Annotated in this window: 17 protein-coding genes; 3 read left to right on the top strand and 14 right to left on the bottom strand. The window is 68.6% G+C overall.

Annotation, left to right across the window (positions count from 1 at the left end; genetic code table 11):
* Nucleotides 1-286: 286 nt before the first annotated feature.
* On the bottom strand, nucleotides 287-1,180 hold the full coding sequence (locus HXX10_RS22045) for an SDR family NAD(P)-dependent oxidoreductase (protein WP_296525293.1): 894 nt from the start codon (nucleotides 1,178-1,180) through the stop codon (nucleotides 287-289).
* Nucleotides 1,181-1,498: 318 nt separating this feature from the next.
* Between HXX10_RS22045 and HXX10_RS22040 the strand changes: the two genes are divergently transcribed.
* Together HXX10_RS22040 and HXX10_RS22035 are read left to right on the top strand one after the other, a co-directional pair.
* Nucleotides 1,499-3,253: a thiamine pyrophosphate-binding protein gene (locus HXX10_RS22040; RefSeq protein WP_296525291.1), complete on the top strand. Its 1,755-nt coding sequence runs from the start codon at nucleotides 1,499-1,501 to the stop codon at nucleotides 3,251-3,253.
* Nucleotides 3,254-3,465: 212 nt separating this feature from the next.
* Nucleotides 3,466-5,031: an alpha/beta fold hydrolase gene (locus HXX10_RS22035; RefSeq protein ID WP_296525289.1), complete on the top strand. Its 1,566-nt coding sequence runs from the start codon at nucleotides 3,466-3,468 to the stop codon at nucleotides 5,029-5,031.
* Between the two features lie 141 nt (nucleotides 5,032-5,172).
* On the opposite strand, the gene HXX10_RS22030 is transcribed toward HXX10_RS22035, so the two are convergent.
* The 11 genes from HXX10_RS22030 to HXX10_RS21980 form a co-directional block, all read right to left on the bottom strand.
* Nucleotides 5,173-6,159, bottom strand: coding sequence for an isochorismatase family protein (locus tag HXX10_RS22030; protein WP_296525287.1), 987 nt, complete (start codon nucleotides 6,157-6,159; stop codon nucleotides 5,173-5,175).
* A complete protein-coding gene (locus HXX10_RS22025) occupies nucleotides 6,160-6,843 on the bottom strand; it encodes a resolvase (protein WP_296525285.1) in 684 nt (227 codons plus the stop codon).
* A gap of 7 nt (nucleotides 6,844-6,850) precedes the next feature.
* Nucleotides 6,851-8,194 carry an amidohydrolase family protein gene (locus tag HXX10_RS22020; protein ID WP_296525283.1) on the bottom strand — a complete coding sequence of 448 codons (1,344 nt, stop codon included), beginning with the start codon at nucleotides 8,192-8,194 and terminating at the stop codon, nucleotides 6,851-6,853.
* Between the two features lie 226 nt (nucleotides 8,195-8,420).
* Nucleotides 8,421-9,230: an ABC transporter ATP-binding protein gene (locus HXX10_RS22015; protein WP_296525280.1), complete on the bottom strand. Its 810-nt coding sequence runs from the start codon at nucleotides 9,228-9,230 to the stop codon at nucleotides 8,421-8,423.
* Nucleotides 9,227-10,018: an ABC transporter permease gene (locus HXX10_RS22010; protein ID WP_296525278.1), complete on the bottom strand. Its 792-nt coding sequence runs from the start codon at nucleotides 10,016-10,018 to the stop codon at nucleotides 9,227-9,229. The genes HXX10_RS22015 and HXX10_RS22010 overlap by 4 nt, the downstream gene beginning before the upstream one ends.
* A 31-nt stretch (nucleotides 10,019-10,049) precedes the next feature.
* Nucleotides 10,050-11,048 (bottom strand): ABC transporter substrate-binding protein, encoded by a 999-nt coding sequence (locus tag HXX10_RS22005; RefSeq protein WP_296525275.1) that lies wholly within the window; start codon nucleotides 11,046-11,048, stop codon nucleotides 10,050-10,052.
* 256 nt (nucleotides 11,049-11,304) lie between these two features.
* On the bottom strand, nucleotides 11,305-13,524 hold the full coding sequence (locus HXX10_RS22000) for a ferredoxin (protein WP_296525273.1): 2,220 nt from the start codon (nucleotides 13,522-13,524) through the stop codon (nucleotides 11,305-11,307).
* Nucleotides 13,525-13,561: 37 nt separating this feature from the next.
* On the bottom strand, nucleotides 13,562-14,554 hold the full coding sequence (locus tag HXX10_RS21995) for a thiamine pyrophosphate-dependent enzyme (protein WP_296525270.1): 993 nt from the start codon (nucleotides 14,552-14,554) through the stop codon (nucleotides 13,562-13,564).
* Nucleotides 14,555-14,567: 13 nt separating this feature from the next.
* Nucleotides 14,568-16,481 (bottom strand): 2-oxoacid:acceptor oxidoreductase subunit alpha, encoded by a 1,914-nt coding sequence (locus tag HXX10_RS21990; protein WP_296525268.1) that lies wholly within the window; start codon nucleotides 16,479-16,481, stop codon nucleotides 14,568-14,570.
* Between the two features lie 52 nt (nucleotides 16,482-16,533).
* The gene (gene gltA / locus HXX10_RS21985) at nucleotides 16,534-18,033 is read right to left on the bottom strand and encodes an NADPH-dependent glutamate synthase (RefSeq protein WP_296525266.1); all 1,500 of its coding nucleotides are present in this window, start codon (nucleotides 18,031-18,033) and stop codon (nucleotides 16,534-16,536) included.
* Nucleotides 18,034-18,077: 44 nt separating this feature from the next.
* Nucleotides 18,078-18,956 (bottom strand): sulfide/dihydroorotate dehydrogenase-like FAD/NAD-binding protein, encoded by an 879-nt coding sequence (locus HXX10_RS21980; RefSeq protein WP_296525264.1) that lies wholly within the window; start codon nucleotides 18,954-18,956, stop codon nucleotides 18,078-18,080.
* A 477-nt stretch (nucleotides 18,957-19,433) separates the two neighbouring features.
* On the opposite strand from HXX10_RS21980, the gene HXX10_RS21975 reads away from it, so the two are divergent.
* Nucleotides 19,434-19,652 (top strand): ChaB family protein, encoded by a 219-nt coding sequence (locus HXX10_RS21975; RefSeq protein ID WP_296525263.1) that lies wholly within the window; start codon nucleotides 19,434-19,436, stop codon nucleotides 19,650-19,652.
* A 128-nt stretch (nucleotides 19,653-19,780) separates the two neighbouring features.
* Here the strand turns inward: HXX10_RS21975 and HXX10_RS21970 are convergent, their stop codons facing one another.
* Nucleotides 19,781-20,212 carry a hypothetical protein gene (locus HXX10_RS21970; protein WP_296525261.1) on the bottom strand — a complete coding sequence of 144 codons (432 nt, stop codon included), beginning with the start codon at nucleotides 20,210-20,212 and terminating at the stop codon, nucleotides 19,781-19,783.
* 3 nt (nucleotides 20,213-20,215) lie between these two features.
* Nucleotides 20,216-20,881 carry a hypothetical protein gene (locus HXX10_RS21965; RefSeq protein WP_296525259.1) on the bottom strand — a complete coding sequence of 222 codons (666 nt, stop codon included), beginning with the start codon at nucleotides 20,879-20,881 and terminating at the stop codon, nucleotides 20,216-20,218.
* Nucleotides 20,882-21,000: the final 119 nt, after the last annotated feature.

Here is a 21,000-nt window from a genome sequence, read left to right as displayed (position 1 = left end):
GAATCTCGCCGCGGCCGACGTCCATTCCCCGGAATCGCTGGAGAATTCGGAACCGCGAGCAACAACACGCAGGTCGTCATTCAATTTTCCGCAACAAACAAGAACCGACCGAGTGCCGACCGAGTCATACCTGATACAGTCTTTACGAACTCCGACCCGTCATGCGCGGGCTCGACCCGCGCATCCATCGCTCAAAAAAGAGCTTTTTCGAAGGTCGATGGATTGCCGGGTCAAGCCCGGCAATGACGGTGAAGGTCGAAGCCAACGAAGACTGTTATGAGTCATCTCAGAGAGTCTGGCCGCCGTTGATATGAATCTCCTCGCCCGTGACATAGCTCGCCGAGTCGGAGCAGAGGAAGAACAACACCTTCGCGACCTCCATGGGCGAGCCGACCCGCCGCATCGGAATGAGCGGGGCGAGCCGCTCTTCGGTCTCGGGCGACAGAATGTCGGTCTTGATCTCACCCGGCGCGATGGCGTTGACGCGGATGCCGTGTGGGGCGAGATCGTGCGCCATCTCGCGGGTCAGGCAGGCGAGCGCCGCCTTCGAGGTGGCATAGGCGGTGCCGGCGAAGGGGTGCACCCGAGAGCCGACGATCGACGTGACGTTGACGACGGTGCCCTGGCCGGCCTTCAGCTCGTCGAACAGCCCACGCGCCAGCAACACCGGCGCCAGGAAGTTGACGTTGTAGACCTCCATCCAGGTCGCGACCGGGGTCGTCAGCGACGACAGCCGGCCGCCGTCGTCGGACTTGGGCGAGATGCCCGCATTGTTGATCAGCGCATTCAGCGGACGGCCGGCGAGACGCGCCTTGATGTCGTGGATCGCCAGCGCCAGCGCGCGGTGATCGTTCAGGTCGACCTGGACGTGGTCGTCCGGCCCCTCCTCCCACGGACAGCGGTCGCGGTTGAAGGGCTGGCGCGAGCAGGTGATGATCCGCCAGCCCGACTCGGCGAACAGCCGCACGGTGGCATGGCCGATGCCGCGCGAGGCGCCGGTGAGCACCATGGTCTTGGGCCCGGCTGCGACGTCCGGCGTCGGGATCGGGGCCGCGACCGGGCCGGCGCCGTGGAACGGGCAGCGCGCCTCAGCCGACGCACCGGCCGGGGTCGGCTCGGCGACAACGTCTGCGGCCAACTCGGCCACCTCCCCGTCGCTCGCGATCGTGCTCTCGCTCATGGCTGGCCCCTTACACCGCAACATCCGCAACTTTGAGGTTAGCAGGAATCGCGCCACGGCCGCCGTCAGGGCAACCGCGGATTTCGGCTCGGAATTGTGCAGGTTTTCGTGGTTATCAGCGGCAACACTGTCGGAATTTGCGCTTGATGGCAGTTTTGAAATTGTCGGAAAGACGACAAAAACACGCGCCTGTAGCAATCCCGGCCGTTGCTACCTTTAAGTTTATTGATCATAATAGCAATCTTAACGTGTATATGGCCGACGGCGCCCCGCAGCCGCCGTCCAGAGTGGTTCGCCCTGAATTATCTGGAGGGATGGATGGCGACCTCGATCACAGGCACGGGCCGCTTCGCCTTCCTGCGCCAGCTCGTCGCCGACGGCATCCCCTGTATTTTCGGCAATCCGGGCAGCTCGGAGGAGAATCTCCTCGACGCGCTGAGCAGCCCGGAGTTTTCAGGGCTGCGTTATTATCTGGCGCTGCACGAGGGGCCGGCGGTGGCGATCGCCGACGCTTACGGGCGTGCCGCACCGGCCGTGCAGCGCGACGGCGACGCGCGGCCCTGGCGACGGCCGGCCATCGTCCAGCTCCACTCCTATGCGGGCCTCGCGAACGGCCTCGGCATGATGTACTACGCGCGCCGCGGCTACACCCCCATGGTGGTGTTCGCCGGCGAGGCGGGGCTGCGCTACGAGGCGCTGGACGGCCAGATGGCCGCCGATCTGCCGTCGATCGCGCGGCCCTTCGTGAAGTCCGACCACAACGGCCCCTGCGCCTGGCGGGTGGTCGATCCGGGTTCGCTGCTGCGGCTCACGCGACGCGCCATCAAGACGGCCGCGACACCGCCGATGGGGCCGGTGTTCCTCGCCTTGCCGATGGACGTGCTCGACCAGCCCTGCCTCGAGACCGCGGAGCCGACCCGGCTGGTCGACACCCGCGTCGCGCCGAGCGACGAGACCATCAAGGCGGCAGCCGCGCTTCTGCGCGGCGGTGAGCGTCCGCTGATCCTGATGGGCGACGGCATCGCGGCGTCGGACGCCCAGGCCGAGCTGACCGCGGTCGCCGATCTGCTCGGCGCCACCGTGTGGGGCGCGAACTGCTCCGAGGTCGACATGCCGGCCTCGCATCCGCTGTTCGGCGGCTTTCTCGGCCACATGTTCGGTGCGGCGAGCCGGCCCGTGACGGCGGCGGCCGACGTGGTGCTGATCGTCGGCACGACTGTGCTGCCCGAAGTGTTCCCGGCGCTCGACGGGGTGTTCGCGCCGGGCGCCCGGCTCGTGCAATTCGATCTCGGCGTTTCCGAGATCGGCAAGAACGAGAGCGTCGACATCGGCGCGCTCGCCGACCCCAAGCTGGCGCTCGGCCGCCTCGCCGACGTCCTCTATGCGACCATGACGGACCAGGAACGCGCCGCGGCTCAGGCGCGTCGCGGGCGCCAGGCCGCCGCCAAGGGGGCGACGCTGCGCACGGCGCTGGCGGCCGACGCCAAGCTTCGCGACGCCGTGCCGATGCGCGCGTCGCGCTTCATGGCGGAGCTGGCGATCCGCCTGAAGGCGCTGCCGGAGCCGGCGCTGATCTTCGACGAGGCACTCACCAACGCGCCCGACCTGCTGCGCTACCTGCCGCCGGACACACCCGGCACCTGGTTCCAGACCCGCTGCGGCATGCTGGGCACCGGCCTGCCCGGCGCCGTGGGGCTGAAGATCGCGCGGCCCGACCGCGTGGTGTTCGGCTTCGCCGGCGACGGCGGCGGCGTGAGCACCATCCAGGCGCTGGCGACGGCGGCGCGCTACCGGATCGGCGCCAAGTTCGTCGTCCTCAACAATCGCAGCTACCGCATCCTCAAATACAATCTGCAGGCCTATTGGCGCGACCTCGGCCAGCGCGACGACCAGCCGTTCCCCGACAGCTTCGACCTCGCGGCCCAGAACCTGCGCTTCGATCTTCTCGCCCAGGGCTTCGGCGTGCCGGCCGTGCGGGTCGAGCGCCCCGACGATATCGCCCCGGCGCTCGACCGTGCGCTCGCCGACGACGCCCCCTTCCTGATCGAGCTGATGCTCGACGCGGCGCTGTAGGCCAAACACCAAAGAGTCCGTCATGGCCGGGCTCGTCCCGGCCATCCACGATCTTTCTGTCGAAACGCCTCGAGACGTGGATGCCCGGCACAAGGCCGGGCATGACGAGTCGGAGTGTCAGGGCTGACCACCCGGCCCGCGACATGCGGCCGCTTGCGCGGGCGTCTCGGCGCGGGCGATATCACGAGGCATTGTCGTATCCGCGAGGCTCCGTGACCCGCTCCCGCCTTCTCGATCTCGTCCTCGGCCTCGTGGCCGCCACCGCCGTCGCGATCTCGCTGTGGCAGCTCACCGCGACGACGGCCGGGCTCGACATCGAGCGGACCCATGTCGGCCCGACGCCCGTGACGGTGTATCGCCCGGCCGGCGGCGCACCGGCGCCCGTGGTCATCATCGCGCACGGCTTCGCCGGCTCGCAGCAGCTCATGCAGCCCTTCGCCGTGACGCTCGCCCGCAACGGCTATGTCGCCGTGACGTTCGACTTCCTCGGCCATGGCCGCAACGGCGAAAAGCTCGGCGGCGACATCACCCGGGTGCAGGGCACGACGACGTTCCTGGTCGACGAGGTGGCCCGCGTCGCCGCCTTCGCCAAGACGCTGCCCGGCACCGACGGTCGCCTCGCCATGCTGGGCCACTCGATGGCCTCCGACATCGTGGTCCGCTACGCGCAGTCCGATCCCGCCGTAGCCGCCACCGTCGCCCTCTCGATGTTCTCGCCGGCCGTGACGGGCGAGACGCCAAGAAATCTGCTGGTGGTGGTCGGCGACTGGGAGCGCCGCCTGAAGGAGGAGGCGCTGAAGGCTGTCGGCCTGTCGGTCGGCGGGCCGGTCGAGCCGGGCGTCACCTACGGCCGCTTCGAGGACGGCACGGCGCGCCGCGCCGCCTTCTCGCCGAACGTCGAGCACATCGCCGTGCTGTACAGCGCGGCGAGCAGCCGCGAGGCGCTGACCTGGCTCGACGCCGTCTTCGAGCGCCACGGCTCCGGCTATGTCGACGACCGCGGCTCATGGATCGCGCTGCTGATCGCCGGCATCGTGCTGCTGGCGAAGCCGCTCGCCGGCCTGCTGCCACGGGTGAGTGAATTTCCACGCGGTGCCGGCTTGCCGTGGCGCGTGCTGTGGCCGGTCGCGGTCGCGCCTGCTGTGCTCACCCCGCTGATCCTGTGGAAGGCGCCGACCGAGTTCCTGCCCGTGCTGGTCGGCGACTATCTGGCGGCGCATTTCGCCGTCTACGGTCTTCTGACGGCGTTCATGCTGGTTCTCGTCAAGAGATGGTCAATCCGGGACGGCGCGGAACGGCGGGCGCGGAATGAACAACCAGATCGGTTGCAGTCACGACAGATCGTCGCCCTGGCGCTCGCCGCGACTGCGGTCGCGCTCTACAGCATCGCTGTACTGGGGGGCGCCATCGACTGGTTCGTCACATCCTTCGTGCCGGTCGCGACGCGCTGGCCCCTGGTGCTGGCGCTGTTCGCCGGCACCCTGCCCTACTTTCTCGCCGACGAATGGGTCGCGCGCGGACCCGGCGCCGCCCGCGGCGCCTATGCGGCGACCAAGCTCCTGTTCCTGCTCTCGCTCGCTGCCGCTGTCGCGTTGAACCTGCAGAAACTGTTCTTCTTGATTTTGATCGTGCCCGTGATCCTGGCGTTCTTCGTCGTCTACGGCCTGTTCAGCCGCTGGACCTTTGCGCGCACCGGCCACCCCTGGGTCGGCGGCCTCGCCAACGCGCTCGCCTTCGCCTGGGCCATCGCCGTGACGTTTCCGCTGCTGGTGCGGTGAAGGCCCGCTCTGCCGTCATTCCGGGGCGCTGCGAAGCAGCGAGCCCGGACTCCATACTCACAGACAGGGATTATGGATTCCGGACAGCGTCGCTAAGCGACGCTTCCGGAATGACGGAACAAAATCGCTCGCGATCGACGATCACATCGTCGCGCCCGGCTCGAAGAACTCGACCTTGTTGCCGTCCGGATCGGCGACATAGATGGTCAGCCCGTAGATGCCGTCGTGCAGCGGCGTCAAGAATTTGACCGCGGCCGCCTCCAGCCGCGCGGCGAGCGCGCGGACGTCCTTCACGCGGAACGCCATGTGGTCGATCTGCCGCCCGCCGGCGCCGCCCGAGGTGAGCGCGAGGCCTTGCATGAACGGCACGAAGGGGCGCCCGTCCGGCAGCGGCTTTGCCACGCGCGGCGTGAAGCCGGCGAGATCCGCATAAAAGCGTTTCGACGCCTCGATGTCGCCGACCTGCAGCAGCATGTGGGCAAACTCGACGATCCGCGGCCCCAGCTTCGCGTCGAGCCAGCCCGCCACCTCGCCCGAGGAGGCGAGCACGCAGAAGTACTGCGCCCACACCTTCTGGGCCGTCTCCTCCCACGCCGCGTTGACGCCCGAGATGCAGTCGGTGACCGCCACCACGTCGTAGTCGCGCAGATACGCCTCACGGATCGAGGTCTCGACGCAGGCATTGGTCGTCGTGCCGATGATGAACAGCGTCGTGACGCCGAGCTGGCGGAGCAGAATCTCCAGCCGCGTCTCGTGAAAGGCGCCGAAGCGATGCTTGCGCAGCACGAAGGTCGGGTTCCTGGCGGCGAGCGCCTTCAGCTCGTCGACGATCTCGGCGTCCCAGCTTCCGGCCAGGCACGACACCTGCTTGCGCCGCGCCGTATGAGCAGCGAGCTTCTTTCGCGCCCGGCTCGCATCGACCGCGAAATGCTCCTGCACGGTCCAGATCACCGGGACACCGGCGGCCTGGAATTTTTCCACCAGCGCCTTGGTCGGCTCGACGATCGTCTTCAGCCGGCCGACATCGACGCCGGAAACGCCGAGCGTCCCCTTCTCGTGCAGAAAGCCGTTCTGCATGTCGATGACCAGCAGCGCGGCACTCTCGATCTCGATCGCATCCAGCGGCATTCAAGACTCCTCGGGAATTTCGCGCCCGGTTCCCTGCGCGTGCGGTGAGGTGATGCCGGCCCATTGTGCCGCCGGCAGAGAAAATCCGGTCGCGAAGTCGTTGCCGGCCCGGTCCTCGCCGCGCACCAGCCAGATCGGCTGTTTCGCGTGATTCACCAGGACCCGGACCTCGGCGCCGTGAAGATTTGGTGCGGCGCGGTCGTCGCGCAGATAGCGCGACGTCGCCGGCATGTAGCGAAGCACGTAGAGCGGGCCGGCCGGCAGCGTCGCGCGCAGCGCGGCGAGTCGCGCGATGTCGACGAGCCGCATGGCGCCGTCGCCGAGCGCGATCACCACCAGCGTGCCGGCCAGCGGCTCGACCGGCCAACAGCGCGCCTCGTCGGCGGACAGCAATGCGCCGTCGGGCAAGATCTCGCTGTCCCAAAACACGAGGTCGGGACCGAGCACGGCCTCCAGCGGATCGAGCACGGCACCGCTTTCTGCGACGTCGAGAAAGGCCCAGGCATCGGGCACGCAGGCATGGCGACCGAACGGGTTGTGCACGCCGCACAGCAGTTCCGGCCAGGGTGTCTTCTCCAGTGCCGCAGTCGCGGCAGCCCGCACCGGCGCGAGCAGATTTTCGGGCAGCGCCGACGCCGCCGTCCAGCCGGCGTCGCGATAAGCGACCGCGATCGTGGCCGGCACCGCCATCTCAGGCCGGGCGAACGACGCAGCGGCCGCGCCCATAGGCGTCCGCGACCTGCCCGTTCTCGTAAAGAACATCGCCGCGCGACACGGTGAGCACGGGCCAGCCCTTGAGAGTCCAACCCTCGTAAATGCAATGGCCGTGGCCGGTGTGGTGCACGGTGCGCTCCTGGTCGAGATCGACCAGCACGAGGTCGGCGTCGGCGCCCGCCTGCAGAGACCCCTTGCGCGGCCACAGGCCGAAGCGGCGCGCCGGATGGTAGGAGTTGAGCTGCACCAGGCGCGACAGCGGCAGGCCGCGCTGATGCACGCCGAAGTGCAGGAGCAGCGACAGCTCCCACGGGAAGCTGACGACGCCGGGCACCTCCTTCCACAGATCCTCGCCCTTCTTCGGCACGAAGGGCACGTGGTCGGTGCCGAGGCTGAACACGGAGCCGTCCAAAACGCCGCGCCAAAGCCCTTCCAGCTCGGTGCGGTCGCGCAGCGGCGGCGAGATCTTCGCCTTCATGTCGAGGTCGGGATCGTAGCAGGTGCGGGTGAGGTAATGCGGGCAGGTCTCGACCGTGACGTCGATGCCGCGGCCGCGCGCCTCGGCGGCCAGCACCGGCCCTTGGCCCACCGAGGTGTGGACGAGATGCAGCGGGCACTTCGTGCGCTCGGCCAGGAAGAGCATCCGCTTGATGGTCTCTTCCTCGCAGAAGGCGGGGCGCGATTCGGTGTAGGCGCCCAGATCCTGGCGGCCCGTCGCCTTCATCTCGTCCTTCAGCCAGGTGGCGATGCCGGTGTTCTCGCAATGCACGCTGATGACGCCGCCCGGGATCTTCACCAGGTGCCGCATGGTGGCGTAGACCCAGCCGTCGGTCGCCGGGACGATGCCGATCGGATTGTCGGGCTCGTAGCCGAAATAGCACTTGAAGGAGCGCACGCCGGTCTCCCGTACGATGTCGGGGATCTCGTGGATGTGCTCCTCGCGCTGGATGCCGAAATGAAAGCCGAAGTCGACCAGGCTGTTGGCCTCGCCGATGGCGCGGCGCTCCTTGTAGAACGGCACGTACGGGCCACTCTTGTTGCGGATGTACAAGAGCACCGTGGTGACGCCACCGCTCGCCGCGGCGGCCGTCTCGGTGCGCATGTCCTGGTCGTAAGGGTAATTCACGCCGAGATGGCAGTGCGGGTCGATGACGCCGGGCATCAGCACGCGGCCTTCCGCGTCGATGACGTGGGTCGCATCGGGCAGCGCGTCGTTGGTGCCGGTGAGCGCGATGCGCCCGTTCGCCACCGCGACGCCGCCCTCGAACTCGCCGTCGTGATCGACGACGCGGGCGTTCTTGATGACCAGATCGGCCTTCATGGCGGGCTCTTTCGATGGGGGTCGGTCGGAAGCGGTGTGCCGCGGATGCGGCGGCGATTCAAGGTGGAGTCACGGCAGGTCGGCAGCGACCCCTCGCTCCGTCATCCCGGGGCGCGGGCGCAAGCCCGCGAGCCCGGGATCCATAATCCCTGTCCGTGAGTATGGATTCCGGGCTCGCCGCTGCGCGGCGCCCCGGAATGACCGGTTTGGATGCGGCCCCATCCCCTTACGCCTTCAGCACGCCGCGGGTTTCGAAGATGCCACGGATCTCCGACATGTACTCGATGAACTTCGCGTCGGTGCGGCTGCGCCAACTGCGCGGCCGAGGAATCTCGATGGTGCGGTCGAGGTCGATGCGCCCCGGGCGCGGCGACATCACCAGCACGCGGTCGGCGAGGAACACGGCCTCCTCGATCGAATGGGTGATGAACAGCACCGTGCTGCCGACCGACAGCCACATGGCCTGCAGGTCGATGATCATCTGCTCGCGGGTGAGCGCGTCGAGTGCCCCGAAAGGCTCGTCCATCAGGAGAAGTCCCGGCTCCTGCACCAGCGCGCGGCAGATCGCGGTGCGCTGGCGCATGCCGCCGGAGAGCTCGCTCGGATACTTGCTCTCGAAGCCGGCGAGACCGACCTGCTCGAGCAGGCGCGCGGCCCTGGGCAGATAGTCCCGGCGGCGCCAGCCCTTGATCTCGATCGGCAGCATGATGTTGTCCATCACGCTGCGCCAGTAGAGCAACAGGTCGGTCTGGAACACCACGCCGACCTTGGCGTGCGGCCGCCGCACCTCCTCACCGTCGATCAGGATCTTACCCGTCGACACCGGCACGAGGCCGGCGACCAGCGACAGCAGAGTGCTCTTTCCGCAACCGCTGGGACCGACGATGGAGACGAACTCGCCCGGCGCGATGGTCAGGTCCACCCGGTCGAGAGCCAAGAGGTCGCCGCCGTCGCGCAGCTCGTAGGTCTTGGTGACGTTCTCGATGGCGACCGAGACGCCGTGCAGGCGCGCCGTCACCGGAGCCGGCTCCTTCATCGTGCGGCCTCGCGCTCGAACACCGCGCGCTTCTCCAGCGCCTCGAGGCTCCAGAAGGTGACGACACCGAGCGCCGCGATGACGATCATCGCGGCGAAGCTCAGCGTCGTGTCGAATTGCGAGCTCGCCTGCAGCTGCAGGTAGCCGAGACCGCGCTCGGCTGCGACATACTCGCCGATCACGGCGCCGATCACGGCGAGGCTGATGCCGACCTTGAGGCCCCCGAACAGGCTCGGCAGCGCCGAGGGCAGCCGCACCTTGAAGAAGGTCTGCCACTCGCTGGCGCCCATCGAGCGAACCAGGTTCACCATCGCCTTGTCGAGCCCGTTGAGGCCGACCACGGTGGCGATGACGATCGGGAAGAAGGCGAGCAGGAAGGCGAGGAACAGTTTCGGGGCGAAGCCGTAACCGAGATAGAGCACGAGGAGCGGCGCCAGCGCCACCTTCGGGATCGTCTGCAGCGCCACCAGCAGCGGATAGATGGCCCGCTCGAACAGCCGCGAGTAGAAGATCATCAGCGCCGTGCCGACGCCCGTCACGGCGGCGAGCGCGAAACCCGCCAACGTCTCCAGCAGGGTGACGCCCGCATGGGTCGCCATCAGCCGGTGGTCGACCACGATGCGGCGCAGAATCTGCCATGGCGTCGGCAGGATGAAGTCGGAGATGCCGGCGAGCGGAACCCCCACCTGCCACACGGCCAGGATGATCAGCGCCAGCACGGGCGCCGCCGCCGTCTCGGTGATGGCGCGCACGAGGTTGCGCTTGCGCCTGCTTTGCTTGTCGTCCACGCCCTGCCCCCCGGCCGCCGTCACGCCCCGCTCAGGGCGCCAGCAGCACATTGGTGAAATAGGTCTCGGTCGGCTTCGGTGCGTCGATCTCGCCGGCGGACTTCAGAAGCTCCAGCGCGTCCGAGATCGTCTTTTCGTCGATCCAGCCGATCTCGTGGCCCTGCGGCACCGGAATCGCGCCGACCGTCGCCTTGACCTGCTCCAGCACCGCGGTCTCGCTCGGCGGCGACGGCCAGGCCTTGCGGATCGCCTGGGTGGCCACCATCGGATCGGCCTTGGCGTCGCGTATGGCGGCCGCCGAGGCTTTCAGGAAGCGCTTCAGCGCATCGGCCTTCTTGGTGATGTTCTGGTCGCTGGTCACCAGCGCCATGCCGGGCACCGAGAGGCCGAACTCGACCATGTCAATCACGACGAAATCGGTACCCTTGTGCTGCTCGCGGATGATCGGCAGATCGTTCGTCTGATAAACGCTGACCACGTCTACCTGCTTCTGGATGAAGGCGGGCACGCGGGCCTGCGCGTTCATCATCGTTCGCTTCACCGACGCGGGATCGACCTTGTTGAGCCGCAGGAAGGCGTCGAGATAGCTGGTGCCGGTCTCGCCCACCGAATGGGCGACCGTCATGCCGCCCAGATCCTTCGGGGTCTTGGCCGCCTTGTCAGGCCAGGTGATCAGTGCCACGGGCGTCTTCGGGTGGTAGAGCGCGATGATCTTGACCGGGATGCCCTTCTGGATCGCGCTCAACGCGAACACGCCGGGCAGAATGACGATGTCCTCCTGGCCCTGGATCAGCGCGCCCAGCGCGGCCTGCGCGCCGGCGCCTTCGCCGAGCTTGACGTCGAGGTTCGCGGCCTTGAACAGCCCCTTGTCCTGCGCGAGAAAATAGGTGGCGTATTCACCCTTCATCTTCCACGAGAAGCGGACATTGAGCTGGTCTTCCGCGGCGGCCGACGAAAGCGGGGCGAGAAGCGCCGAGGCGGCGAGCGCAAGCATAGCGAGGCAGGCCCGTGACGAACGAGATCCGAGCATGTCGAGGTCTCCGTTTGGCGTGTCGGGCGACGCCGGGAAAGGATCGTCGATCGGCGGTCCGGCACGAAATGGCGAGCGCCATTGTAATGCAAGAACCGCGCCGCAACTGGTCATACAAACTACGACGAGTGTGAGATTGCCGGTGCAGGCTGTCAAGAAACAGCGCGGGCCGCAGACCGTGCCACGGCATGGCGCGCGGGTGCAGCCGATCGCCGCACCCGCGCACAAACACAAGACCGGAAAATAGGACGGCGGCTCAGCGGAACGGCTTGGCGCGGCCGCGCAACTCGTCGAGGTCCGGCTCGTTCGGGTTGCGCGGCTCGCCCGGATGGATGATGCCGACCGGGCAGCTTTCCGCGGCTTCGACGAGCTGACGGTACGTGCCTGCCGACGCATCGGCGATGACGGCCTGCTTGTTGCCATCGTACTGGAACAGGCGGGCGTTGACCTGCAGGCAGGCGTTGCAGCTCGTGCAGCGCGGCGTCTCGATAAAGGCCTCGCCGCTCGGCGTCGCCGGTTCGGCCGCCGCAGGAACCTCCGGCTTCGCGGCTTCCTTGGCCGCAGCCTTCGCCTTGGCGGGCGCAGGCGCGGGTGCCGGCGCAGCGCTCTCGCCCGCCTCTTCGGCAGCCAGCTCGGCCGCCTCGCGCGCCGCCTCCTCGCGGGCGAGCCGCTCGGCCTCGGAGCGCCGTTCCGCCCACGAATTGTGGATGTCGCCGAGCTCCTGCAGGCGATGCCACGCCTCGCGGCAGCGCCGCGCCGCGGCGATCACCGGCTCGCTCGCCACCGCCCGATAGAGGCGGTCGCCATCGTCCACCACCGGCACATAGGGCACGGCGCCTGCCGCGGTCGGCGGCTCGCGCAGCCACACGTCGACCGGCACCATGGTGTCGGACCAGTGTTCGCTCGCGACCAGCGAGAACAGGCCGGCATGGCGCGGATCGGCTACGATGACATCGGCCGCCGTGAAGGCGAGATCCGTGGTGATGCGCAGGTGCGCGGCATCCTCGCAGGCGAACGGATGCACGCTCCACACCTGGTCGGGCTGCGGGTTGTCGGCGACGTCCCAGCGCGCCGCGAGCCCGACGCCTGCCGACGGATCGTAGGTGAAGGACGGGAAGACGCGCGCCTGCATGGCCGCGGCGGCGCGCAGATAGGTCGGCATGCCGTCGTCGACGCTGGCCGCCCCGGTGTAGACGGAGACCAGTGCCGGCCCGGCATAGGCGAGGCCGCGGGCAATGCGCGCCCCGCAGCGCCCGAGCGACGCGACGGTGGACTGCAGCACGAACACGTCGTCGAGCCCGGTCGCCATGGTGGCGAGCCTCGTGCCCGACAGCGTCGGGCCGCCGGGCTCGGTGACCGGATCGCCGAGCAGGTCGTTCGTCAGCACCAGCACCTTCACGGGGACGCCGGCGGACAAGAGCTCCAGCACCTCGGCACGGCGCAGCGCGCCGACATCCTCGATGCAGACCAGCATGTCGGGCCCGAGCGCGAGGTCGGAGGCGCCGAGCGACGCCTCGTTGAACGCCGCGAAGAAGCCGTCGTGCTCGGCCTCCGAATAGCGGCCCTCGATCTCCAGCTCGGCGATGGCGATCGCCTTGACGAGCGAGACCAGGGCCGGACGCCGCTCGCGCCAGGCCTTCAGCGCCGTGGCGCAGTCCCCGAAGACGAGATCGGCGAGCGCGCGCTCCTCGGCGGCGCGGTCACGAGCGCGCAGCGCGGTGAGCAGCGGCTGCGCCTCCAGCACGGCGAGCACCTCCTCGATGCGCCGGCGACGGCGCTTCGACACCGGGCCGGCCGCCGAGACCGAGCCGAGCAGCTCGGACATGGCGCCGAAATCGAACAGTTGCGAAAAGCCGGGCCCGACGGCGGCGGCGAGGGCGTCGGGCGCGCGGCCCGCCTCGGAGCGCACATGGTCGGCCATCAGCACGTCGGTGAGCTTCAGCACGAGCTTTTCGACGCGGTCGACCAGGCCGGCGAGCTTCTGCTCCTGCACCAGCCGCCAGACATGGCGGACGATTCGCACCGGCGTCTCGGCCGTGCAGTCGACGAGATCGCCGTCGACCGCGAGCGCGGCCCGGGCGGCCGCGACGCTTTCGGCGAAGCCGGCATCGGCCTGCGCGGCGAGCGTAACCGCCGCGTCGTCCCACACGGCGGAGAGCGAACCACCCTGCGCCGCCCGCTCCCGGATGGCGCGCTCGAGCCGCAGCACCTGGCGACGCTTGCGCTCGCCCGCCGCACCGCGCGGCGCGACCTTCTGCAGGATGGCGTTGACGATGCTCGTGAGCGTCTGCACCGCCTCGCCGGGCGCCGCGTCACGCACCAGCACCAAAGGATAGTCGTGCCGCAACGTCGCGAGATCGCGGAAGGCGGCGAGCAGGGCTGGACGCAGCCGCCCGACGCTGCCGGCGGGCTTCGCACCGGCCGGATTGCGGCCGAGCACGTGGAAGGCGAGCTGGGTCTTGACGTCGGCGTCCATGGGTCACGTCCCGCTTACGGCGGGCCTCCAAGCAGTCTCAGGCGGTCGCGCGGGGGTCCGGCTCTTCGGCGTCCGGCCACACCGTGAACTTGTCGAGCTCCGCCTCCAGGCCGGTCCGGACCATCTCGACCGGTCGCGGCTTGCCTGCCTCGCGGATCTCCTCGTAGCAGGGCACGCTGTCGTCGCGGTACAGGATGCCGACCGGGATCGGATCGATGCTGGAGGCGATCTCGCGCGCCTTGTGGATGTCGGCCGGGTCGTGCGCCTGGCGGTTCTTGTAGATCTTCTGCAGGCCGGCGCTGTAGCCGACGCCGTCCTCGTGCTCCAGGAGAAGCGTCTTCTGCGGATCGTGCAGCCACGGCTCCCACATCTTCGGCAGGAACTCGGGGCAACGCTGGATGATGCGCACGAAGGAGAAGCCCTTGTGATGGAACGCCGCCTGGATGACGGCGTGCACCACCTCCGGGATCCAGTCCACCGCCTGCGCCACGAACGACACGTTGGTGACGCCGAGCGTCACGGTCAGCGGGTTGAGCGCATCGAGATAGGAGCCGTGCGGCGTCGTGTTGCTGCGCAGGCCCTTGGGCGAGGTCGGCGAGGCCTGCATCTTGGTGAGGCCGTAGACGTGGTTGTCGTGCAGCACCACGGTCATGTTCATGTTGTAGCGGATCGCGTGCAGCCAGTGCGCTGCGCCGATGCTGCAGCAGTCGCCGTCGCCCATGTTGACGAAGACGTGGAGGTCCGGGCGCGCCATCTTGACGCCCTCGGCGATCGGCAGCGCGCGGCCGTGGATGCCGTGGAACCCGTAGGTGCGCATGTAGTGCGGAAAGCGGCTGGCACAGCCGATGCCCGACACGAAGGCGAGCTTCTCGGGCCGCAGATTTTCGTCGCGGCACAGGCGCTGCACCGCCGCCAGCACGGCGTTGTCGCCGCAGCCGCTGCACCAGCGCGGCATGCCGCTCTGGTAGTCCTCGAGGACGTGCTCGTCCTCGACCATCTGCATCAGGCAATCATGCATCGGCATCGACATGGCGTTCTCCCCGTCACGCGAGCCGCGTGCGGATGATCTCGTGGATCGTGCCGGGCTTGATCGGCTGGCCCATCACCTCGCCCCAGCAGTCGACATCGACGAGGAAGCGGCTGCGCAGCATCATGGCGAGCGCCGAGAAGCGGCGGTTGTTCTCGTCGATCATCAGGTCCTCGGGGCGGTCGCACCAGTTGGCCTCGATGCAGAGCACCTTCTTGAACCGCTGCATGATCTCCTTGATGCCGGGCTGCAGCGGCTGGAGGAAATGCAGGTGCGTCGAGGAGACCTTCAGGCCCTCGGCGCGGGCCCGCGCCACCGCCTCCTCGATGGCGCCGCGGGTCGATCCCCAACCGACGATCAAGAGATCGCCTTCGGGATCGCCGAACACCGGCGGCGGCTTCAAGGTCTTCTGCAGGGCGGCGAGCTTGAGGCTGCGGGCCCGGATCGCCTCCTGATTGATCGTCGGATCGTAGGCGACGTGGCCGTCGCGGTCGTGGGCGAGACCCGTGATGGTGTGCATGCCGTTCGGCTGGCCGGGCACGATGCGGCGGAACAGGCCGGTGTCGGCGTTCCAGTCGTAGGGCTTGGTGCCGAACGGCACCGGGCTCTGATCGATCGGCGGCGCCAGCCACGCCTCGTCGAATTTCGGCCGCCGGAACGGCTGCTGCGAGGTGGCGAGGTTGGAGTCGGAGAGCACCACCACGACCATGTTGAACGCCTCGGCGATCTTGCGCGCCGTGACGATCGAATAGAAGCAGTCCTCGATCGTGCTCGCCGCCATCACCACCTTGGGGGCGTCGCCATGGCTGCCGTAGATCGCGGTCAGCAGGTCGCCCTGCTCGCCCTTGGTGGGCTGTCCGGTGGACGGCCCGCCGCGCTGGACGTTGACCACGACCAGCGGGATCTCGCACATCACGGCCAGCCCGATCGCCTCCTGCTTGAGCGAGAAGCCCGGGCCCGACGTGATCGTGACGGCGCACTTGCCGGCGTAGGACGCGCCGATCGCGAAGGTGCAGGCGGCGATCTCGTCCTCGGCCTGGTGGACGATCCCGCCGACCCGCTCGAACACCTCGCTGAGATAATGCGAGGCCGAGGTCGCCGGCGTGATCGGGTACATGGCGCAGATTTCCATGCCCGAGGCGAGCACGCCGAGCGCGATCGCCGTGTTGCCGTTGACGACGATCTGCGCCTCCTTGGCGCGCACCGCCGGGATGCGGTACTTGACGTCGAGATTGGCCTCGGCCCATCCGGCCCCTGCCTCGAGGAGCGCCAGGTTCGAGCGCACGACCGCATCGGACTTCTTGCGGAAGGCGAGCCGCACCTGCTCGCGGCCGAGCTTGAGGTCGAGGCTGAACAGGCTGCACAGGAGCCCGAGCACGAACATGTTCTTGCCGCGGCGCGGATCCGGCACGATCGGCTTGCACAGCCGCTCGAACGGGATCTCGACGACGATGTAGCCGAGCGAGAGGAGCTCCTCGTAGGTCTCGCGATAGGCGGCTGCGACGCGCGGGTCGCTGTGGGTCCGCCACATGCTCTCGAGGAAGATCGTGCAGCCCGGCTTCAGCTCGCCGGCCCGCACGCGCCCGAGCAGCACCTGCTCGTTGAACGCCACCACGAAATCGACGCCGTCGCCGCCATTGGCGATGCGGTTGGAGCCGAGCCGGACGCGGTTGCCGCTGGCGCCCGCGATGCTGCGCGCCGGCGGCTGGATCTCGGCCGGGATGATCTCGACCGTCCACACCCCGTTGCCCATGCGGGCCGCAATGGCGCCGAGCGACTGGCCGCAGCGCTGCGCGCCCTCGCCCGAGTCGCTGACGATCTCGACAACGCATTCGTCGAGGGTGGTCACCGCCGTCTTGCCGGTCGGAGTCCGCGGGGGCGATTCGACGTCCACCTCGTCACCACGCACCGGCTTCAGCCTCTCGTTCATGACCGTCTCGTGTTCTTCTGTCGTTCGGCCCGCCGCCGGGCGGGCCCGGGCCTCATGCCGTCCGCACGCGGACGAAATTGTGTTCGCCTGGATCGAGGCCGAACAGTGCGGCCTCGGCCGACGCCGGCGCACGGTAGACCGCGTCGGTGTCGCGCAGGCCCAGATAGGCGATCATGCTGCTCGCCGCCTTGCGGCCGGCGCCCATCGCCTGGATCACGGTGGCGGCGCCCGTCACGATGTCGCCGCCCGCATAGACGCCGGCCAGCGAGGTCGCGAGGGTCTCGTCGGTGGCGATGTAGCCGCGCTTGTCGAGCTTGATCTTCGAGGTCTGGCCGATGATCGGATTGGCGTTGGTGCCGATCGCCACCACCACGAGGTCGCAGGCGAACTCGTACTCGCTGCCCTTGACGGCGACCGGGCGGCGCCGGCCGGAGGCATCGGGCTCGCCGAGCTCCATGCGGATGCAGCGCATGCCGCGCACGCCGCCCTTGCCGTCGTCGAGAATCGCGACCGGCGCGGTGAGCCAATGAAAGTCGATGCCCTCCTGCTCGGCGTGATGCACCTCTTCGAGCCGGGCGGGCGCCTCGGCGCGGCTGCGCCGATATATGCAATGGACTTCCTCGGCACCGAGCCGCCGGCACACTCGCATGGCGTCCATGGCGGTGTTCCCGGAGCCGATCACGGCGACGCGGGCGCCGATCGGCAACGGCGTATCGAAGCCGCGGTCCTTCGCCTGCATCATGTTGCAGCGGGTGAGCAGCTCGTTCGCCGAGAGGACGCCGTTGAGCGAATCGCCCGGGATCCCGAGGAAGCTCGGATAGCCGGCACCGGTGCCGATGAACACCGCGTCGAAGCCCAGCTCGCCGACCATCTGCTCGATGGTGAACAGGCGGCCGACCAGCGTGTTGCATTCGAAGCGCACGCCGAGCTTTTCGAGATTGGCGATCTCGGCATCGACCACGACATTGGGCAGGCGGAAGTCCGGGATGCCGTAGCGCAGCACGCCGCCGGGGACGTGGAAGGCCTCGTAGACCGTCACGTCGCAGCCGGCCTTCGCCATGTCGGCCGCGCAGGCCATGCCGGCCGGGCCGGAGCCGATGATGCCGATGCGCAAGCCGTTCGGCTCGATATACGGGATGTTGCTCCACCCCTCCGCGATGGCAGTGTCGCCGACAAACCGCTCGAGCCGGCCGATGGCGACGGGGGCGAGCGTGTTGCCGATCACGCAACTGCCCTCGCACTGGTTCTCCTGCGGGCAGACGCGGCCGCACACGGCGGGCAGCAGATTGGTCTCGGTGATGATGTCGTAGGCGCCACGCAGATCGTTCGCCGCGATCTTGGCGATGAACCCCTTGATGTCGACGCCGACCGGGCAACCCGGCGTGCACACCGGCTTCGCGCACTCGATGCAGCGGCTCGCCTCATGCTGCGCCTGCTCGGGCGTGAAGCGGAGCGTCACCTCGCCGAAATTGCGGATGCGGGCCTGCGGATCCTGCTCTCCCACCGGCGCCCGCTCGCGCGGAATCGTCCGGATCGTCTTTCTCTTCGCCATCGCTCACCGCGCTCGTTGCAGGCGTCCGCTCTCTCGCGAGTCCGTCAACGCCCCGCCGTCCGGCCGATCCGGCAGCTCTCCTCGAAGCGATCCAGGGCCGCCTTCTCGGCGGTCTTGAAACGCTTCAGTCGGATCATCAGATCGTCGAAGTCGACCTGATGGGCGTCGAAGTCCGGGCCGTCGACGCAGGCGAACTTGATGCCCGAGCCGATCTTCACCCGGCAACCGCCGCACATGCCGGTGCCGTCCACCATGATGGGATTGAGGCTGACCATCGTCTTGATGCCGTGCGGCCGGGTCGCCTCGGCGCAGGCCTTCATCATCACGGGCGGGCCGATCGCCACCACCTCGTCGATGTCGGGATGCGCCGCGATGGCCTGCCGCAGGCCCTCGGTGACGTTGCCCTTGATGCCGGCCGAGCCGTCGTCCGTGCAGACGATGACCTCGTCGCAGCAGGCGCGGAACTTGTCCTCCCAGAACACCAGATCCTTGTTGCGGAAGCCGACCACGGCCGTGACCTGGGCGCCGCTCTCCTTGTAGGCGCGGGCCTGCGGATAGATCGGCGCCACCCCGAGGCCGCCGCCGACGCAGACCACCCGGCGCTGGCCGCCGATATGGCTCGGCTCGCCCATCGGGCCGGTGAGCGCGAACAGATGGGTGCCGACCGTGCAGGCCCGCTGCATCTCGCGCGTCGTCTTGCCGACCGCCTGGATCACCAGCGTGATGGTGCCACGCTCGCGGTCGAAGTCGGCGATGGTCAGGGGGATGCGCTCGCCGTGGTCGTGCAGCATCACGATCACGAATTGGCCGGCCCGCGCGGCCTTGGCCATCAGCGGGTGACGCACCTCGAGCAGATAGGTGACGTCCGAGAAGTCTTGGCGGGCGACGATCTCGAAGCCGCGAGAGTCCGGTTGGCTCGGCATGGGCACGTCGCCTGCGAGGATTGAACCGAAAGCACCCCACCCGGCGAAGAACCAGGACAATGAGCGCTTCCCTCCGACGTTTCTTGTCAGCATGTCACATGAGCTTTCGGGGCCTGGAGGGCATTGACCTCGCTCAAATCATGAGCAGGCGTTCTGTCTGCCGAACCACTCAGATCAAGGCCTTAGGCTGGAATTGCCGCAATGCAGCACACCCGCTTGCCCTACGGGCATAGGGTTTTGCTTCGCTGTCCGAAAGCTGCACAGCGCGCCGCACGCGCCTGGACGTTCGTCGAAGCAGGGCCGGCATTCGCATGGCGTATGACTAATGCAGGGTTGCCGGCCTGCGCCAGATACCGCCGATCACGCGAGTTGGGTACCTCGGATGGGCCTCGGCAGTCCGAATCGCCGGGTCGCCACCGCGGTTGCCGCATCCCGGGCCACATGGTGGAATTCGCGGGCGAGTGAGGAGCCCTGGCCGTGCCCTATGGCAGCAACGACGATCTGCCGCCCTCGGTGCGGTCACACCTGCCGCCGCACGCCCAGGACATATTCCGGGCGGCGTTCAATGCGGCCTATGCGGCCCACGCCGCCGATCCCCGCCAGGAGGAGGCCGCGTTCCGCATCGCCTGGGCGGCGGTGAAACGCGTCTACATGAAGATCGGCGACACCTGGATCGCCAGGGCCGAGCTGCGCTGAGATCGCGGTGGCGATGATCGCCGTTCTGCCGCGGCGCCTTGCCCACGCCGCCCGGAACGCGGTCGAAAGCTCGGTCGGCTTCGCTCCTCTGATCCGGACCACCCTCAGGCTGGTGACCGAAACGGCCTCTACCCCGAGCAGGACTTGTTGGACGCGGCGTCCGTGCCGGTCGAGGCGCGGCACTGGCAGCGCGGCGGACGGTCGAGCAGCGATACCGTCACGGTGGTGATGCGGTCCTTCTTGACCACCAGCTCGCACAGCGTGGTCGGATCGCCCGCGGTGGCGAAGCCGAGCTTGTGGGTGCCGACGTTCTGGCGCAGCACCACGGCCCCCTTCTTCAGCGGCTCGAGCTTCACGGCGTCGACATAGAGCGTCATCTGGGGCGGCGGCGTCGCCGGCACGGTGCGGATCTCGACATAGCCGGTCGACTTTTCCAACGTGCAGGCGGCCATCGCGACCACGGCGGCCGCGACCACCAGCACGGGCACGAGTGCCCGCACGACGCGCGGTCCAGACAGGCGCGCCCCTGGCGTGCGGGCCGGCGGCCCGAGCTCGCGCATCACTCAAACTCCCGGCGGCTTCAGGCCCCCGATCAGCGACTTGAGCTTGGTCGAGGCGTCGCGGATCTCGCGGGTGAGGTTGCGGATCACCGCAAGGGCCTCGGAGGCGCGGCGCACCTGCATCAGCTCGTCGATGAAGTCCTCGCGGGTCTGCAGCGTGCGCAGCAGATCGGCGAACTCCTTGCGGGCGCCCTCGAGGTCCTCGGTCGCCCGCTCGGTCTCGGCCACCAGCTTGCGCCACTGGTCGAGCAGGAACTCCCGCTCCTCGGGCTTGAAGCGGGCGTCCTGCTCGATCGACTTGAGCTTGCTGCGGCCGTGCGCCAGCGCCTTGGCGCCGAGCTGCGAGACGGTGCCGTTGTCCGAGACGGCACCGAGCAGCCCGGCGACCACCGAGCGCAGCTCCTCGATCTCCTTGCGCGCCTTGTCGACGTCGTTCATCTCGTCGATCGAGCGGGCGCTGTCCTCGATGCGCTTGCCGAGATCGGGGTAGCTCTTTTTCAGCTCCTCCACCTGCTTGGCGTACTCCTCCACCGGAGTGACGGAATCGGCACCGCTGCGCTCCTGGGCGCGGGCAGCCGGGCCGGCGAGCGCAACGGCGGCCAGCAGGACAATGACGGACAGCAATGCGATGGGCCGCGGGCAAAACGCGGCAGCAAAGGATCGGAGCATGGCGCGGGCCTTGCGACAGGGCTGATGGAAACGGCGCGACCTTCGGCTGAACTTGGGGCGGATCTGCGGCGCCCGCAAGCCTTCGGCCGGCGCTGTCCGCGCCCCGGGCCGGAATGCTG

Source organism: Rhodoplanes sp., assembly GCF_013377085.1.
Lineage (GTDB): Bacteria > Pseudomonadota > Alphaproteobacteria > Rhizobiales > Xanthobacteraceae > Rhodoplanes.
This window is presented reverse-complemented; position numbering and strand designations above follow the sequence as displayed.